We start from the raw sequence: 17,007 nt of genomic DNA on the forward strand, positions 1-17,007 counted from the left end.
GCGTATGGTGTCTGCGTGTCTGTGAGTCTGGCAAATGCGGCGGTGCAGCGGCAGTGCAAAGGCGGCGCCACCTGTTTCTTCGTGTTTCTCCGAGTATAAGGGAAAACCCATGCCATCCCGAGTGGGCTTGAATTTGGTGAAATCATTCATATATAGCTGGTCACGCATGCAACAAAATGGAAGCGCCCACGGCGCTCACTGCCCATGAAATTCCTGTTCTTCAAGATGCTTGTGGTGTGGAGACGAATGCGCCACGGCATGCAGGCGCGTTACATGGACCGGCAGGATGTCGGCCGCCAGCTGGAGGTGTTGATGCGACGCATCGATGCCGCGGCGAGCTGGCATGAACGCGCCAACTGGATGATCGACGTGGCCGAGTGGCTGCGCCATCGCCCGGCGGTATCGCTGCTGGACCGCCAGAGCTGGCACAAGGTGCGGCGCCAGCGGCTGGCGATCATGCTGGACTGGCTGGACCAGCACCGCGACGTGCGGCGCGAGGTCCAGAAGGCGCTGCAAAAGACCCTGCGCGAAGCCACCGGCCCCGAACTCTTTTCTACCACCGGCCTGCCCCACGAGCCCGGCTTCTTCGGCGAGCTCTCGGAGCGCCTAGCGCGCCTGGTGCTGCCGCGCCATCTGTCACCGACCGACCTGTCCTCGCTGTTTACGGCCATGTTCCCCGATCCGGAGGACGCCGCCTGGCTGGTGGAGCTGGACAATGAACTGCTGGTCCGCCTGTGGAAACTGATGGCCGACGACGGCATCTCGCACATGTACTGGCAACAGATCGAGGAGGCCATCACCTACCTCACCATGACGGTGGTGGCCGATGGCATCAGCCCGGCCTTCCGCCAGCGCCTGGAGCCCAAGATGCCGATGCGCGCCACGCCCTTCCTGGCGCTGCGGCGCGAGATGGAGACCTGGCTGCGGGCGCAGCCGGGCGACCTGGGCGCGCTGCGCAGCGTGCGCATGCTGGTGGCGGTGTGCCACGCCCAGACCGACCGCATCTATGCCCACCTGGATGAATATGGCGTCTCGGTCAGCCTGGTGTACCGGGTCGAGCGCATGCGCGCCCACCTGCAACGCATCGGGCGCCTGATCGACGTGCGCTCCGGCGTACCCGGTCCGGCCATCAGTCCGGCTGTGCCGGGCCTGGCGGCCAAGGCCGGCGCCGGCCGCATGCAGTTGCTGCTGTGCGACCTGATTTCCGCGCACCACCATCGTGATTCGGTACGCGGCCTGATGCGGCGCAGTTTCGCGCTGCTGGCGCGCAAGATGGTGGAGCGCAATGCCGATCACCGCGAGCAGGCCATCGCCCGCGACGGTGCCGGCTATCGCAAGGTGATGCGGGCCGGTCTGATCGGCGGCGCCGTGATCGCCGGGACCGCCCTGGTCAAGACGAGCCTGTCGTCGCTGGGCGTGGGGCACTTCGTGGATGGCGCACTGGCCTCGCTGAACTACGCAGCCAGCTTCCTGTTGATCGCCGCCCTGGGCGGCGTGCTGGCTACGCGCCAGCCGGCCGTGACCGCACCGGCCCTGGCTTCGCGCATGGGCGAGCTGGACGGGCAGGGCATGCGCGAGCTGATCGCGGAGTCGGGCCAGCTGTTGCGCTCGCAATCGGCCGGCATCTTCGGCAACCTGCTGGCGGTGGTGCCGGTCACGGCCGCGCTGTGCGCCCTGGGCTGGTTTGCGCTGGGCGGCAAGTCGATGCCGGTGGAGACAGCGCGCCAGACCCTGGCCAGCCTGTCACTGGTCGGCCCCACGCCGCTGTATGCCGCCCTGACCGGGATACTGCTGTGGCTGGCCAGCCTGGCCGCCGGCTTTGCCGACAACTGGTTTGCCCTGCGCCGGGTGCGCGAGGTGGTATCCAACCATCGTCGTCTGGTGCATGGCCTGGGAGCCATGCGCGCCCAGCGCTGTGCCGCCTGGCTGGAGCGCAACGTCGCCACCATCGCCGGCAGCCTGGCGCTGGCCGTGCTGCTGGGCATGGCGCCGGTGGTGGCGGCCTTCTTCAGCCTGCCGCTGGATATTCGTCATGTCAGCCTGGCGGCCGGGGCGCTGACGGCCGCCGCCTTCAGCCTGGGCTGGGAATCCCTGATGACGCCGGCCTTCTGGCTGGCCGCCGGGGGTGTGGCCATCACCGCCCTGCTGTCGGTGGCGGTGGCCTTCGCCTGCGCCCTGGCGCTGGCCCTGCGCTCGCGTGACCTGCCGCGCCGTGCGCGCAACGTGGCCATGCGGGCAGTGTTGCGCCGTTTCGTCGTCCGGCCGTGGTATTTCATTCTCCCCGAGCGTTCACATGCCGCGCTGCAAGATGAAGCCGAAGACGAGCAGGATGACGATGACGATGAGGGAGACGATGCCGGTGTAGCCGATGGGGAGTCGCACCAGGCTTCACTTGTTCAATCAGATGATCTGCATCATCAAGCCAGTCGTCATGTCGCCTGAAGCTGACATCAGCCACATTCCATATCCCTGATATTGCAGCGCATATAACACCCCGTCCGCCCGCCAGGCCGCAGCTGGCGGGCTGTTGCGCCTGATCGGCCGGTGCTGCGGGCAGGGATGACGCTGCCGGTTTTATTGGTTAGAATCAAAAGCGTTTTTTGCGCAAGGCAGGGGGAGTGGAGAGACAAGCTTGAGCCAAAACACCGGTTGAGCCATAGCAGAACAGCCAAACCTGCAAGACCAGCACAATCTAACAAGTACGATAAAGTTTGCCGCTGGTAGCAAAAGATGCGTTTCGTCGGGTGTCCGTTGCGCAGCCGTTACGTGCGGGACGGATGGCAAGTCCAATCATCTTAGCCAGCTCACATGAAAAAACACCTCGTGTTTCTTGCCTTGACCGGCATGCTCGGCAGTGCGTCTGCGGCGGACATCGTCGGCAATGCCAAGGCCGCTGAAAACAAAGTCTCCATGTGCATCGGTTGCCATGGCATCCCCGGCTACAAAGCCAGTTTCCCCGAGGTCTATCAGGTACCGATGCTGGGCGGCCAGTCTGCCAAGTACATCGAGAACGCGCTGCGGGCCTACCAGAAGGGAGAGCGCAAGCATCCCTCCATGATGGGCATTTCGGCCAGCCTGTCGGACCAGGACATTGCCGACCTGGCCGCCTACTATTCGCAGCAGAAGTGAAGGGGAGCCACGAGATGAACAACAAGCTGATCGCTCTGGCACTGCTGGCGGCTGCCACGCTGCTGTCGCAGGCCGCCACCGCGGCCGATATCGCCAACGGCCGCGCGCTGATGGAAAAGTACAATTGCGCCTCCTGCCACGGCAAGGACTACACCTCACCCACCGACCCCGCCTATCCCAAGCTGGCCGGCCAGCACGAGGACTACATCAAGCATGCCCTGACCGCCTACCGGCGCGGCGACAGCGCCATGAACGGCCGCAACAACGCCATCATGTCGCCGCTGGCCAAGCCGCTGTCGGACCGGGATATCGCCGATATCGCGGCCTTCCTGCACAGCCTGCCGGGGACGCTGGTGTTGCGCAAATAACCGGGGCATCCTGGCGCACAGGCAGGCCGGGGCAGGCTGGTGCCCGGTCGATGGACCTGCTGGTTTGATAAGGAATAGTTCATGATGCATAATCGATTCATGAACTTCGCCGCCGAACTCGTCGTCATCGGGGACTTCCCCCAGCTCCGTCTGATCGCCTGGAATCGTGATCCTCGCGATGCGATCACCGGTGCGGAGGCGTTCGACCTTTACGAACGCAACTGGAGGTTCGTCGACCAGGACGCCATGCCCCCTGCGGAGCGGGCCATGCTGGATCGCCTGATCCACCAGTACGGTCACGGCGTCCTGCATGTTTAAGCGAGCGCATCATCGCCGCATCGCCGGTTTGCTCGCAGCGCTGGATGGTGATTTCCTGCTCAGCTGTGGGTGTTTCTTCGGTGGTGGAACGGCCATTGTCCTGGCGCTGGACGAATATCGCGAATCCCTGGATGTCGACTTTCTCTGCAGTTCTCAGGAAGGCTACCGCGCCTTGCGCAATACCATTACCAATGCTTCCCTGGGACAGATGGTGCGTACGCCGCTTGAGCTGATGCGCGAGGTGCGCGCTGATCGCTATGGCATCCGTACCTTCATCCGGATCGACGATGTGCCGGTGAAATTCGAAGTCGTCAGCGAGGGGCGCATCCATGTCGCGGGAGCAATGCATCCGCAATGGGGCATCCCCGTGCTGGCGCCGGAAGACATGTATGCCGAGAAGTTGCTCGCCAATGCCGACCGTTGGGGTGACAAGTCGGTCGCCAGCCGTGATGCCATCGATCTGGCCATGATGATCGCCCACTGGGGAACGGTGCCGCAGGGTGCCTGGGACAAGGCCCGGCTGGCCTACGGCCAGAGCGTTGATGTGGCTTATGACAAGGCAATCGGACTGGTCAGCGATCCGGCTTATCTGGCACTTTGTCTGCAGAAGATGCAGATGGACCCGGAACTCAGGGAGCGCATTCCGGCCCTGCTGCGCAGTTCGTCGCCGGATTCACTTTCATGACCGTGGCTGCAGGGAATCACCCCTGGGCGCGCCGCTTGATATTCTCGATATAGGCGGCCCCGTCCGGCGGCAGGCCATTGCGTTGGGCGTTCCAGATCATCTCACCCAGGGCTTCCATGATTTCGTGATGGGCCTCGTGCTCCGAGCCACGGCGCTGCGCCAGCAACTGGAAGGCGGCGCGGATGCCGGGCGGTTGGTCGATGGAAATCTGTTCCGTGATCGACAGGTGCATCGACAGGTGCAGGAAGGGATTGCTCTGGCCCTGCTCGACCGAGTAATCGGCGGCGATGGCGGCCTCGACGTCGCGCAGGCCGTCGTGATATTCCGGATGCTGCATGATCCAGTCGCGGGCGATGGCCTCCAGCGGCGTGAGGATTTCATGGCCCTGGTGCTTGCGATAGGCTTCGCAGAAGAAGCGGCGGACATCGTGCTGGGACGGCGTGAACATGGCGGTGCGCAATTCGGTGAAAAGCGCTATTTTACGCTGGTCTGCCGGGGCTTTCAGGCGGCCCCTGCAGAGCGGCCCCGCAGCGGCCGCAGATGAAGTACTATTCTTTCCACACAACAAGCATCTGAATAATCCATCCAAAGACCAACCTGGCCGCATCGCCGCGTGGCGATGACAGGGGGCGTGAGGCCGGGCAGAGAGAAGGGATAGTGCATGCGTTTTGTTGGAAGCCTGATGGGACCTCCCCGCCACGGGATGTCCTGGCTGCGGCGCGGGTCGGCTGTCTTGCTGACATGGGCCGCCGTGGCCGCGATGGCTGTGACTGCGGTGACTGCGGTGACTGCGATGACTGCATTGAGCACGCCGGCCTGGGCAGCGCCTGCCAAGCGGGACGTGCCAGCGGTGACTGATGAGGCCGATAGCGTGGGCGATACCCTGGCCATCGGTTTTGCCGGTCCGCTGAGCGGGGCCTCCATGGCCGTGGGCCGCAGCATGCAGAACGGCGTGCAACTGGCGGTAGACGAAGCCAACCAGCGCGGCCTGCGCATTGGCGGCAAATCCTACCGGCTCAAGCTGGTTTCCCAGGATGACCGGGCCGATCCCGGTACGGCGGAATACGTGGCCCGCTATCTGGTGGGGCAGCGTGTCATCGGCGTGGTCGGGCATTGGACCAGCGGTACCAGCCTGGTGGCCGCGCCCGTCTATCATGCGGCCGGCGTGATCCAGGTCACCCCTTCGGCGATGAGCCGCAAGCTGACTTCCCTGTCTTATCCGCGCATCTTCCGCACCATTCCCAACAATGAAAGCGTGGGGCGGCTGGCGGCCGATTATGCGATCGCCAGGCTGGGTGTCAAAACCGTGGTGACCATCGACGACCGTACCCCCTTCGGTCAGGGCCTGGCCGAGCAGTTTGCCCGCCAGGCAGAGGCGCAGGGGGCGAGGGTGCTGGGCCGCTATTCGGTCAGCGACAAGACCTCGGACTTCAATGCTCCATTGATGGAGGCGCGCAAGCAGGCGCCCGACCTGATCTTCTTCGGCGGTCTGGACTGGCAGGCCGGCATCCTGGCCAAATCCATCCGCCGGCTCAAGCTGGAGGCCCGATTGATGGCCTCTGCCGGTACCGTTGGCTTGCCCTTCCTGATGCGTGCCGGCGCCGATGCCAATGGCGCGCTGGTGCTGGAGCCGGGTCCGCCGCAGGACAAGATGCCGGGTTGGAAGGGCTTCCGCCAGCGCTATAGCCAGAGTTTCGATTCCAATATCGATCTCTATGCCGTGTTCGCCTATGAGGCGGCGCAGGCCATCATCCAGGGCATCCGCCAGGCCGGCAGCAGTGACCCGGAGCTGGTGGCCCGGGCCATGCATCGCCTGCGCTTCGAGGGTGTCAGCGGCACGGTTGCGTTCAATGAGGAGGGTGACCTGCTCAACCCCACCTTTACCATGTATGAAGTGAAGGATCAGCGCTGGGTGCCGGTGGAGCGCTTCAGCGGACTGCCGCGCTGAAGTGTCCGCGTCGGATCGGCCAGTCGCCAGTCCGGAGCTTCAGAGCCTCATACGCCCTTGGCCGGAAGTGGCGTCTTCTGCTTGAATTCACACAGGTCGGCGATGATGCAGTTCCAGCACTGGGGCTTGCGCGCAATGCAGGTATAGCGGCCATGCAGGATCAGCCAGTGGTGCGCATCCTGGCGGAATTCCGGGGCGACGAACTTGATGAGCTTGCGTTCGACCTCGTCCACATCCTTGCCCGGGGCGAGGCCGGTGCGGTTGGAGACCCGGAAGATATGCGTATCCACCGCAATGGTGGGATGGCCGAAGGCCGTGTTCAGGACCACGTTGGCGGTCTTGCGGCCGACTCCCGGCAGGGCTTCCAGCGCCTCGCGCGATTCCGGCACCTCGCCGCCGTGCTGTTCGATCAGGATGCGGCAGGTCTCGATGACGTTCTTGGCCTTGGTGCGATACAGGCCAATGGTCTGGATATAGGGCATGAGCTGGTCCACGCCCATCCTGAAGATCGCCTCGGGCGTATTGGCCACCGGGTAGAGCTTGCGGGTGGCCTTGTTGACCGAGACGTCGGTGGCCTGGGCCGAGAGCAGCACGGCGATCAGCAGTTCGAACGGGGTGGTGTATTCCAGCTCGGTGGTCGGGGTGGGATTGGCCTGGCGCAGACGTTCGAAGATCTCGCGGCGTTTGGTCGGGTTCATGCTGGCTCGCTGTCGGTCGGGTTGGTCGGCGGGGCTGGCGTGCCTTGGCTGTCTTGACTGTCTTGTGCCGCCTGCAGCTTCTTTTGCCGCGCACGTTCCATGGCGGCCTGGATGATGGCCTTCTTGCGGGCCAGTTCGGCCTGCTCTTCGGGCGTGCCGGCGGCAGCGGCTTCCACTTCCTTCAATTTGGCGGCGGCCTTGGCGGCCAGGCGGGCATCGTTTTCCAGCTTGTCGCGACGCAGACGCGTCGTGCGCCAGTCGTGACGGGCACGGGCTTCGTCGGCCTGCTGCTGGCTCCAGGCCTGCCAGCCGGTGCGGCCGGGCGTGACCTCCACCATGCTGATGCAATCCACCGGGCAAGGCGCCACGCACAGGTCACAACCGGTGCACAGGGCATCGATCACGGTATGCATCTGCTTGGCCGCGCCGGCAATGGCATCCACCGGGCAGGCCTGGATGCACAGGGTGCAGCCGATACAGACCTGTTCATCGATCACGGCCAGGCGACGTGGCTGTTCGCTGCCATGGACGGGATTGAGCGGGATCACCGGCCGGCCCAGCAACTGCGCCAGTCGCGCCACCCCTTCGGCACCACCGGGCGGGCACTGGTTGTACTCGGCACGGCCTTCGGCGATGGCTTCGGCATAGGGGCGGCAGGCGGGATAGCCGCACTTGGTGCACTGGGTCTGCGGCAGCAGGTCTTCGATACGGTCGGCCAGCGAGGCTGACGAAGTTGCCAACGTAGACAAAGGGGACAAAGGGGACGAGAAGGAGGCGGATGGCGGCACGTCGGTCGGGCAGTTCTGCAGAATAAGGGCGCTATTATCCGGCCAAACCGCGCCGAAGTCATGCCGCCAGCGCAAAGCAGAACGGCGCCGCGTTTTCACGGGCGCCGTTCCGAGGGGAGTGGCGGATCAGTCGTGCCAGCGCCGATCAGGCATTGGCGCGGATGAATTCGCCGATCTTGGGACAGACGATCTCGCGCCAGCGGCGGCCCGAGAAGATGCCGTAGTGGCCTGCCTTGGGCACGGTGAAGTGCTGCTTGCGAGCCTTGGGGATGCTGCTGCACAGTTCCTGCGCGGCCTGGGTCTGGCCGGAGCCGGAGATGTCATCCAGTTCGCCTTCGATGGTGAAGAGGGCGACCGACTTGATGTCCTGCGGGCGCACCGGCTTGCCTTCGATTTCCCAGGTGCCACGGGCCAGGTTGAAGTCCTGGAACACCACCTTGATGGTTTCCAGGTAGAACTCGGCCGGCATGTCCAGCACGGCGTTGTACTCGTCGTAGAACTTGCGGTGTTCCTCGGCCGAGGCATCGTCGCCATCGCGCAGGTGCATGTAGAAATCCCAGTGGCTCTGGGCATGGCGGCGCGGGTTCATGGCCACGAAGCCGGCGTGCTGCAGGAAGCCCGGGTAGACCTTGCGACCGAAGCCGGGATAGTTGGCCGGGACGCTGTAGATCACCGTGTTCTCGAACCAGGAGAAGGGCTTTTCGGTGGCCAGGTCGTTCACCGAGGTGGGCGACTTGCGGGCATCGATGGGGCCGCCCATCATGGTCATGCTCCTGGGCAGCTTGGGATCGTTGGCGCTGGCCATCAGCGCGATGGCGGCCAGCACCGGCACCGTCGGCTGGCAGACCGAGATCACGTGCACGTCCGGACCCAGGGTGCGGATGAAGTCCTGCACGTAGTAGACGTAGTCATGCAGGTGGAATTCGCCCTGTTCGACCGGCACCATGCGGGCATCGGTCCAGTCGGTGATGAAAACGTCATGTTCCTGCAGCAGGGCGCGCACGGTTTCGCGCAGCAGGGTGGAGTGGTGGCCGGACAGTGGCGCCACCACCAGCACGGTCGGCTGCTTGAGGGCGGCAATCTGGCGCGCGTTGAGATCCTTCTTGAAGTGGATCAGGCGGGCGAAGGGTTTTTCCTCCACCACTTCCTCGACGATGCCGGTGGGCTTGCCATCGACCGGCACTTCGCCGATGTTGAACTGCGGCTTTTCGTATTCCTTGGACAGGCGATAGAGCAGCTCATAGCCGGCGGCGATGCGCTGCGAGAAGGGGGTGTGGGCGAGCGGGGAAACCGGGTCCGAGAAGAGTTTGGCCGAGGTTTCGGCCCATTGCATCATCGGGTTCAGAAACGCGCGATTGAGTTCATGCAGTTGATAAAGCATAGCTGACCTTTATACAAGCACTGGCTGGCCTGCCTGCCAGGCGGATAGCCCGGACCAGGTGCGCAGCAAGCATGTGCCACAAACGTTTGGCGACGATCATCGGCTGACAAATTCATATTGTGATTAATTTGTCAACTTTTTCCTTGTTGCGACGCAGTAGCATAGCACGCTTTGCCTTACGCCCTGCTTGCTGGTCAGACCAGTGGCTTGCAGTCCACAAGTTCCTGCAAAACTTTGCAGAAACAAAAAGCCCCCGTACTGGGACGGGGGCTTTGGTGGCAGCGCGGCTGCCTTGGTGCGGGCAGTGCAGCCTCAGTCGAAGACCGGGCTTTCCACGCCCAGGATCTTGTGCAGCTTGGGCGAGGTGGTGGTGTACTGCATGTGGATCTTCTTTTCCGGGAAGATGTAGGGCGCAGCGCCGAAGGCGGCCAGCGCGGCTTCGTGGAAGCCCGACAGGATCAGCTTCTTCTTGCCCGGATAGGTGTTGATGTCACCCACGGCGAAGATGCCCGGGATATTGGTCTCGAACTTCTCGGTATCGACCACCTTCAGTTGCTTGCGCTCGATATCCAGGCCCCACTCGGCGATCGGGCCAAGCTTGGGCGAGAGGCCGAAGAAGACCAGCAGCATGTCCAGCGGCAGGCGGCGGGTGACGCCGTCGGCGCCGGTGACCTTGACCTCGGCCAGCTTGCCGTCCTTGATCTCGGTGCCGGTGACCTGGCCGATCACCAGCTGCATCTCGTACTGTTCGCACAGTTCCTTCATCTTGGCCACCGACGCCGGCGCGGCGCGGAATTCCTCGCGACGGTGCAGCAGGATCACCGATTCGGCCTTGCCCACGAAGTTCAGCGCCCAGTCTAGGGCAGAGTCGCCGCCGCCGCAGATGACGATGTTCTTGCCTTCGAACAGGGCCGGTTCCTTGACGCGGTAGAACACCTGCGAGCCTTCGAACTGCTCGATGCCCTCGACCTTCAGGGTACGCGGCTGGAACGAGCCCACGCCAGCGGCGATGAAGATGGTCTTGGTGATGAAGCGGGTGCCGGTGGAGGTCTCGACGTCGAAACGGCCATCTTCGCGCTTGTTGACCAGGGTCACTTCCTGGCCCAGGTGGAAGGTGGGCGAGAAGGGCTCGATCTGCTTCAACAGGTTGTCGGTCAGTTCCTGGCCGGTGCAGACCGGCACGGCCGGGATGTCATAGATGGGCTTGTCCGGGTAGAGCTCCACGCACTGGCCGCCGACGACGGGCAGCGAATCGATCACGTGCGCCTTGATTTCCAAGAGGCCGAGTTCGAACACCTGGAACAGGCCGACCGGGCCGGCGCCGATGATGACGGCATCGGCATCGATGACGCCGTTGACTGCCGCGCTCTGGACATTGTTTTCCATGATTTTCTTGATATTCCTGTTTCAGTAGATCAGTAGAGAGGCTTTTCGCACTTGCGCGTTGCGCGACTGGCTAACGGCGTGGGCCGCATGGCGGTGGATCGGCCAGGAAAAGACGGTGCATAAAGAGGGTGCTGCAGGCCTGCACCGCTTCGGCAACGCCAACCCATGAGGCTGGCAGGGGCTTTGCGGAGGGCCAAATACAAACGGCTGCGCATCTGGCTGGGGCGATGGTGCTGCCAGGCTGGATGCGCAACCGCAATTCTGGGTGGGTTCGGGCCCGACCGGCTTGATCTGCCGCAGCGATCAGCGCTGCAGGTATTGCAGCTTGTCGGTCTTGTCCTTCCATTCCTCGGCGTCCGGCAGCGGTGCCTTGGTCTTGGTGATGGAGGGCCAGCTGCGGGACAGGTCGGCGTTCAGGGCGATGTATGGCTGCTGGTCGGCCGGCACGTCTTCTTCCGCGTAGATCGCATTGACCGGGCATTCGGCCACGCACACGGCGCAGTCGATGCATTCGTCCGGGTCAATCGCGAGGAAATTGGGGCCTTCGCGGAAACAATCCACCGGGCAAACATCCACGCAATCCGTGTAGCGGCAACGGACGCAGGAATCGGTGACAACGTGGGTCATAACTGTCCTATCTGTAAAATTTCTTCAAACCGATGGCTAACTGCGCCGCAATTGATGGCAATATGGCACGGTTAAAATCATGTTGCGGCTGGTCAACCTGTTGTCGAGGTCCATTTTGCGCGCATCCTGCTGCATCCTCCGCCTTGTGGGCGCCCTTGGGATGCCGCTGCGCAACCCGCCGCAAAGCCTTGTATTTTAAGGTAATTCGATTTTTCCCACAAATGAGGCTTATACAGTTTACGTATAAGTAAATAAACAAGCTCGCCACCAGACCCGCCGCCGCCAAGGTCTTCCGGATGCCGCCTCCGCGCACGGAACAAGGCCGCCAGGCGTGCCGGTCGATGCCGCGCATCAACTGATAAGGAAGTCCCGGCGTGAACGCTGAAGACACCAGACCCTCTCCCCTGCGTCGTTCCCTGCTGCCGGCCGTGCTGGGCCTGCTGGCCGCGCTGGCCTTGCCGCTGGCGCCGGTGGTCCAGGCCAAGGCCGCCGAAGCCATCCGCATCGGTGAGATCAATAGCCAGGGGCGCCAGTCACTTTCCGGGCAAGCCTACCGCAATGGGCTGGCGCTGGCCCTGGAGCAGATCAATGAAGCCGGTGGTGTGCATGGCCGGCCATTGCAGCTGGTGGTGCGGGACGACGATGGCGACGCCGACCAGGCTGCCCGCAACGCCAGGGAACTGGTCAGCAAGGAACGCGTCGAGGTGCTGACCGGCACCATGCTCTCCGACGTGGCCCTGGCGGTGGCGCGCGAAGCCGCCCGCGGCAAGACCGTGCTGGTGGTGGGCGATGCCCTGTCGGACGCCATCACCCTGGACAAGGGCAACCGTTTCACCTTCCGCGTGCGTCCCTCGACCTACATGCAGGCCGCCATGCTGGCCGAACAGGCCGCGCGCCTGCCCGGACGGCGCTGGGCGGTGGTGGCCCCCAACTATGAATACGGCCAGAGCGCCGTGGCCAGCTTCAAGATGTTGTTGAAGCAGGCCCGCCCGGATGTGGAATTCGTCAGCGACCAGTGGCCGGCGCTGGGCAAGATCAAGGCCGACGACGTGGTGCGGGCGATCCGCCAGTCGCGGCCGGACGGCATCTTCAACGCCACCTTCGGCGAAGACCTGCAGAAGTTCGTGCAGGCCGGCAACCGCCTGCAACTCTTCAATGGCGTGCAGGTGGTGTCGCTGGCCTCGGCCGGCGCCCAAAGCCTGGACCCTTCACAAAGCGAGGCGATCCGCGACTGGCTGGCCGTCGGCTACCCCTGGGACCAGATCAACACCCCCGAACACCAGCGCTTCCTGGAAGCCTATCTGAAGAAATTCAGCGAACGCCCGCAGCTGTCGTCCGTCCTGGGCTATTCCACGATGATGGCCATCGCCGCCGGCCTGAAAAAAAGTGAAGGAAATGACGGCGAGGCCCTGGTAGAGGCCCTGCGCGGCCTGCACTGGTCTTCGCCGCTGGGCGAACTCAGCTTCCGTGCACTGGACCAGCAAGCGTCCATGGGTGCCTTCATCGGGCTGGTGTCGCAGAAGGATGGTCGCAGCACCATGCGCGAGTGGCGCTACCTGGATGGCAGCGCCTATCTGCCGCCAGCTACCTACGTGCGCAGCCGCCGTCCGGGCTCGGCCACCCGATGATCGCCTGCCGGCACGCCCAATGCCCCCTTGGCGCAGGGGGCTTTGCCATCGCCGATCTCGGTTAAGATAGCGCACGCGGCGCCCGAGGGTGCCGCCAAGGCATGGCGCGGGACCGCTCCGGGGCGACCCGCCATGCACGTGGACCATCAACATGGCAGCATGCGGGGCATCCGCATCCGGACTTCATGATCATCACTTCTTTACTCGACACCGACCTGTACAAATTCACGATGATGCAGGTGGTGCTGCATCACTTTCCCGGCGCCCAAGTCGAATATCGCTTCAAATGCCGCAACGAGCACATCGATCTGACCCCCTACGTCGAGGAAATCCGCGCCGAGATCGCCGCCCTGTGCCGCTTGCGCTTCAAGGAAGACGAATTGAACTACCTGCGCGGCCTGCGCTTCATCAAGAGTGACTTCGTCGACTTCCTCGACCTGTTCCACCTGAACGAAAAGTACATCACCGTCCAGCCCGACCCGGCCGGCAACGGCGAGATCGAGATCAGCGTCAAGGGCCCCTGGCTGCACACCATCATGTTCGAAGTGCCGGTGCTGGCCATCGTCAATGAAGTCTATTTCCGCGCCACCCAGCGCACGCCCGACCTGGAAGAGGGCAGGGCGCGCCTGCGCCGGAAGATGTCGGTCATCACCGACGACGCCGAACTGGCCGGCTGCAAGATCGCCGACTACGGCACCCGCCGCCGCTTCTCGCGCAGCTGGCATGCCGAAGTCATCGACGAGATGAAGCAGCACATGGGCGAGCACTTCGCCGGTACTTCCAACGTGATGTACGCCATGCAGCACGACCTGACGCCCCTGGGCACCATGGCCCACGAATACCTGCAGGCCTGCCAGGCCCTCGGTCCACGCCTGCGCGATTCACAGACCTTCGCTTTCGAGATGTGGGCGCGTGAATATCGCGGCGACCTGGGTATTACGCTCTCCGACGTCTATGGCATGGACGCCTTCCTGCGCGACTATGACATGTACTTCTGCAAGCTCTTCGACGGTGCGCGCCACGACTCGGGCGACCCCTTCGAATGGGGCGAGCGCCTGATCCAGCATTACCGCGACAATCGCGTCGATCCCTCCAGCAAGGTGCTGGTGTTCTCCGACAGCCTGGACTTCGACAAGGTGCGCGCCCTGTACCTGCGCTTCAAGGACCGCGCCAAGGTGGCCTTCGGTGTGGGCACCAACCTGACCAACGACCTGGGATATACGCCCCTGCAGGTGGTCATGAAGATGGTGCGCTGCAACGGCCAGCCGGTGGCGAAGCTCTCCGACACCCCGTCCAAGAACATGTGCGATGACCCGGCTTATGTGAACTATCTGCGCCAGGTGTTCCAGATCAAGGCCTGACCGGGTTTGCGCGGCACAGAGCGGATTTGATCAATAGCTGAAAGTTTTTTCACTGGCCGGTTTTCGCGCGCCGGCGGCAAGTCGGCTGCTATAGTGTGGCTCCCCGTCGTCGGCTGTCATGGTGGCGGGTTTTTCTTCACTGCCATCTTGAGGACGACACTTGCCGCTCAACGCCATCCTCCTTGCCCTGTCGGGTTTGACGCTCCCTCTGTCGGCTCAGGCCGCCGATCTTGACGGCGCCGGCCTGTCGCTGGTCTGGGCCCTCCCATTTGCCGGCGTATTGCTTTCCATCGCCGTGCTGCCACTGCTGGCCCCGTCGCTATGGCATCACCATTTCGGCAAGATCGCCGGCGCCTGGGCGCTGGCTTTGCTACTGCCGCTGGCCGCCACGCACGGCCTGCACGCGGCCTTGGCCATCAGCGTGCATGCGCTGGTGGCGGAATATCTTCCCTTCATCATCCTGCTGACCGCCCTCTTCACGGTGGCCGGTGGCATCTGCGTGCGCGGCAACCTGCATGGCACGCCGGCCTTGAATACCGGGCTGCTGGCGCTGGGCACCCTGCTGGCCAGCATCATGGGCACCACTGGCGCGGCCATGCTGCTGATCCGTCCACTGATCCGCGCCAACGACGACCGCAAGCACTCCGTGCATGTGGTGGTGTTCTTCATCTTCCTGGTGGCCAATGCCGGTGGTTCGCTCACGCCGCTGGGTGATCCGCCGCTGTTCCTGGGCTTTTTGAAGGGGGTGGACTTCTTCTGGACCGCACGCCACCTGCTGGCGCCGATGGCCTTCCTGTGCGGCGCGCTGCTGGTGATTTTCTACCTGCTGGACCGGCACTTCTACCTCAACCGCGAAGAGCGCCGCCCGCTCGACCCCACGCCAGACTCGTCGCTGCAGCTGGAAGGCAGTGTCAACTTCCTGCTGCTGGCAGTGGTGGTCGGGCTGGTGCTCATGAGCGGCCTGTGGAAGCCCGGCGTGGCCACCGAGTTGATGGGGGCGCCGCTGGAATGGCAGAACCTGCTGCGCGATGGCGCCTTGCTGCTGGTGATCCTGCTGTCGCTGTGGCTGACCCCCGGCAGCGCCCGTGCCGGCAATGAGTTCGGCTGGGGGCCGATGCTGGAGGTGGGCAAGCTCTTCGCCGCCATCTTCCTCACCATCGCCCCGGTCATCGCCATGCTGCGCGCGGGCGAGCAGGGCGCCTTTGCCACCGTGGTGCGCGCCGTGACCGGTCCCGACGGCCGGCCTGACGATGTGATGTATTTCTGGATGACCGGCCTGCTGTCTTCCTTCCTCGACAATGCACCGACCTATCTGGTCTTCTTCAACACCGCATCGGGCGATGCCCGGGAACTGATGGGGCCGCTGGCCTCGACCCTGGCGGCCATTTCTGCCGGTGCCGTCTTCATGGGGGCCAACAGCTATATCGGCAATGCACCCAACATGATGGTCAAGGCCATCGCCGAGGAGCGCGGCATCCGCATGCCCAGTTTCTTCGGCTACATGGCGTGGTCAGTGGGCATCCTGGTGCCGCTGTTCATCGTCATGAGTTTCCTGTTCTTCTAATCATCCGAATTCCTGAATTACTGTTCACCCAAGCGCATCCAACGAGACATTTCGAGACACTACGAGACCCCATGAAACCAAAGATCTTCGTCGCCCGCGCCGTCTTCCCTGAAGTATTGGCGCGCCTGGAGCAGCACTTCGAGGTCGAGTCCAACCAGGACGACCGCATCTACACTGCCGATGAACTGCAGGCCAAGGCCCAGGGCAAGGTCGGCCTCTTCACCACCCCCAGCGAACCGGTCACGGCGGCGCTGTTCGCCGCCAATCCCCAGCTCAAGGCGGTCTGCAACATGGCCGTGGGCTACAACAACATCGACGTGGCCGCCGCCACCCGCGCCGGCGTGATGGCCACCAATACGCCCGATGTGCTCAACGAGACCACCGCCGACTTCGGCTGGGCGCTGATGATGGCGGCGGCCCGTCGCATCACCGAATCGGAGCACTTCCTGCGCGCCGGCCAGTGGAAGAAGTGGAGTTACGACAGCTTCGTCGGCCCCGACATCCATGGCGCCACCCTGGGCATCATCGGCATGGGCCGCATCGGCCAGGCCATCGCCCGCCGCTCGCTGGGCTTCGACATGCAGGTGCTGTACCACAATCGCTCGCGCCTGGCGCCGGAGCAGGAGGCGCGTGCCAACCACGCGCGCTACGTCAGCAAGGAAGATCTGCTCCGGCAGGCCGACCACGTGGTGCTGGTGCTGCCCTATTCGAAAGACACCCACCACACCATCGGCGCCGCCGAGCTGGCGCTGATGAAGCCGACCGCCACCCTGACCAATATCGCCCGTGGCGGCATCGTCGATGACGCCGCCCTGATCGCAGCCCTGCGCGAAGGCCGCATTGCCGCCGCCGGCGTGGACGTGTTCGAGAACGAGCCGGCCTTCAAGCCGGAATTCCTTGACCTCAGCAATGTGGTGCTGACCCCCCACATCGCCAGCGCCTCCACCCCCACGCGCCTGGCCATGGCCAATTGCGCCGCCGGCAACCTGATTGCCGCCTTGTCCGGCCAGCGCCCGCCCAACCTGCTCAATCCGGACGTGGTCAAGGGCTGATCCAGCCACATTGCGACAAAACAAAACGACAAAACAAAATGGGCGCACCCGATCAAGGGTGCGCCCATTTTTTT

General features: G+C 63.8%; 17 protein-coding genes. 10 read left to right on the top strand and 7 right to left on the bottom strand.

What is annotated here, in order from left to right; all coding sequences use genetic code 11:
• The first annotated feature begins 204 nt into the window (after window positions 1-204).
• The 5 genes from HFRIS_RS22775 (at window position 205) to HFRIS_RS22795 (ending at window position 4,500) form a co-directional block, all read left to right on the top strand.
• Entirely contained in the window at window positions 205-2,442 is a 2,238-nt protein-coding gene (locus tag HFRIS_RS22775; protein ID WP_006465375.1) for a site-specific recombinase, read from the top strand.
• Between the two features lie 366 nt (window positions 2,443-2,808).
• On the top strand, window positions 2,809-3,129 hold the full coding sequence (locus HFRIS_RS22780) for a c-type cytochrome (RefSeq protein ID WP_039877055.1): 321 nt from the start codon (window positions 2,809-2,811) through the stop codon (window positions 3,127-3,129).
• A gap of 14 nt (window positions 3,130-3,143) precedes the next feature.
• The gene (locus tag HFRIS_RS22785) at window positions 3,144-3,497 is read left to right on the top strand and encodes a c-type cytochrome (protein WP_006465377.1); all 354 of its coding nucleotides are present in this window, start codon (window positions 3,144-3,146) and stop codon (window positions 3,495-3,497) included.
• 81 nt (window positions 3,498-3,578) lie between these two features.
• Complete coding sequence (locus HFRIS_RS22790; protein WP_006465378.1) at window positions 3,579-3,815, top strand: hypothetical protein; 237 nt, start codon at window positions 3,579-3,581, stop codon at window positions 3,813-3,815.
• Window positions 3,808-4,500 (top strand): nucleotidyl transferase AbiEii/AbiGii toxin family protein, encoded by a 693-nt coding sequence (locus HFRIS_RS22795; RefSeq protein ID WP_006465379.1) that lies wholly within the window; start codon window positions 3,808-3,810, stop codon window positions 4,498-4,500. Before HFRIS_RS22790 ends, HFRIS_RS22795 begins: the two co-directional genes overlap by 8 nt.
• A 16-nt stretch (window positions 4,501-4,516) precedes the next feature.
• Here the strand turns inward: HFRIS_RS22795 and HFRIS_RS22800 are convergent, their stop codons facing one another.
• Window positions 4,517-4,948 (bottom strand): DUF1841 family protein, encoded by a 432-nt coding sequence (locus HFRIS_RS22800; protein ID WP_006465380.1) that lies wholly within the window; start codon window positions 4,946-4,948, stop codon window positions 4,517-4,519.
• A gap of 345 nt (window positions 4,949-5,293) precedes the next feature.
• Here HFRIS_RS22800 and HFRIS_RS22805 point away from each other — a divergent pair, with 345 nt between their 5' ends.
• A complete protein-coding gene (locus HFRIS_RS22805; protein WP_209443042.1) occupies window positions 5,294-6,448 on the top strand; it encodes a branched-chain amino acid ABC transporter substrate-binding protein in 1,155 nt (384 codons plus the stop codon).
• A 47-nt stretch (window positions 6,449-6,495) separates the two neighbouring features.
• Here HFRIS_RS22805 and nth read toward each other — a convergent pair whose 3' ends face one another.
• From nth to HFRIS_RS25350, 6 genes are all read right to left on the bottom strand, one after another.
• Window positions 6,496-7,146 (bottom strand): endonuclease III, encoded by a 651-nt coding sequence (gene nth / locus HFRIS_RS22810; RefSeq protein WP_006465382.1) that lies wholly within the window; start codon window positions 7,144-7,146, stop codon window positions 6,496-6,498.
• A complete protein-coding gene (rsxB, locus tag HFRIS_RS22815; protein WP_006465383.1) occupies window positions 7,143-7,886 on the bottom strand; it encodes an electron transport complex subunit RsxB in 744 nt (247 codons plus the stop codon). The genes nth and rsxB overlap by 4 nt, the downstream gene beginning before the upstream one ends.
• Before the next feature lie 193 nt (window positions 7,887-8,079).
• Window positions 8,080-9,315 carry a polyhydroxyalkanoate depolymerase gene (locus HFRIS_RS22820; RefSeq protein ID WP_006465384.1) on the bottom strand — a complete coding sequence of 412 codons (1,236 nt, stop codon included), beginning with the start codon at window positions 9,313-9,315 and terminating at the stop codon, window positions 8,080-8,082.
• Window positions 9,316-9,627: 312 nt separating this feature from the next.
• Window positions 9,628-10,701: an NAD(P)/FAD-dependent oxidoreductase gene (locus tag HFRIS_RS22825; protein ID WP_006465385.1), complete on the bottom strand. Its 1,074-nt coding sequence runs from the start codon at window positions 10,699-10,701 to the stop codon at window positions 9,628-9,630.
• A 303-nt stretch (window positions 10,702-11,004) separates the two neighbouring features.
• Window positions 11,005-11,328, bottom strand: a complete 324-nt coding sequence (gene fdxA / locus HFRIS_RS22830; RefSeq protein ID WP_006465386.1) for a ferredoxin FdxA — start codon at window positions 11,326-11,328, stop codon at window positions 11,005-11,007.
• 7 nt (window positions 11,329-11,335) lie between these two features.
• Entirely contained in the window at window positions 11,336-11,719 is a 384-nt protein-coding gene (locus HFRIS_RS25350; protein WP_152486741.1) for a hypothetical protein, read from the bottom strand.
• Here HFRIS_RS25350 and HFRIS_RS22835 point away from each other — a divergent pair.
• The 4 genes from HFRIS_RS22835 to HFRIS_RS22850 all read left to right on the top strand — a co-directional run bounded on the left by HFRIS_RS22835 (window position 11,703) and on the right by HFRIS_RS22850 (window position 16,933).
• Window positions 11,703-12,956, top strand: a complete 1,254-nt coding sequence (locus HFRIS_RS22835) for an ABC transporter substrate-binding protein (protein WP_006465387.1) — start codon at window positions 11,703-11,705, stop codon at window positions 12,954-12,956. The two genes, HFRIS_RS25350 and HFRIS_RS22835, sit on opposite strands and share 17 nt — an antisense overlap.
• Window positions 12,957-13,141: 185 nt before the next feature.
• Window positions 13,142-14,317: a nicotinate phosphoribosyltransferase gene (pncB, locus tag HFRIS_RS22840; protein WP_006465388.1), complete on the top strand. Its 1,176-nt coding sequence runs from the start codon at window positions 13,142-13,144 to the stop codon at window positions 14,315-14,317.
• Window positions 14,318-14,477: 160 nt separating this feature from the next.
• Window positions 14,478-15,881, top strand: a complete 1,404-nt coding sequence (locus tag HFRIS_RS22845) for a sodium:proton antiporter (protein ID WP_006465389.1) — start codon at window positions 14,478-14,480, stop codon at window positions 15,879-15,881.
• Between the two features lie 71 nt (window positions 15,882-15,952).
• Window positions 15,953-16,933: a 2-hydroxyacid dehydrogenase gene (locus tag HFRIS_RS22850; RefSeq protein ID WP_006465390.1), complete on the top strand. Its 981-nt coding sequence runs from the start codon at window positions 15,953-15,955 to the stop codon at window positions 16,931-16,933.
• Window positions 16,934-17,007 lie beyond the last annotated feature (74 nt).

It is taken from the genome of Herbaspirillum frisingense GSF30, from assembly GCF_000300975.2.
GTDB lineage: Bacteria > Pseudomonadota > Gammaproteobacteria > Burkholderiales > Burkholderiaceae_D > Herbaspirillum > Herbaspirillum frisingense.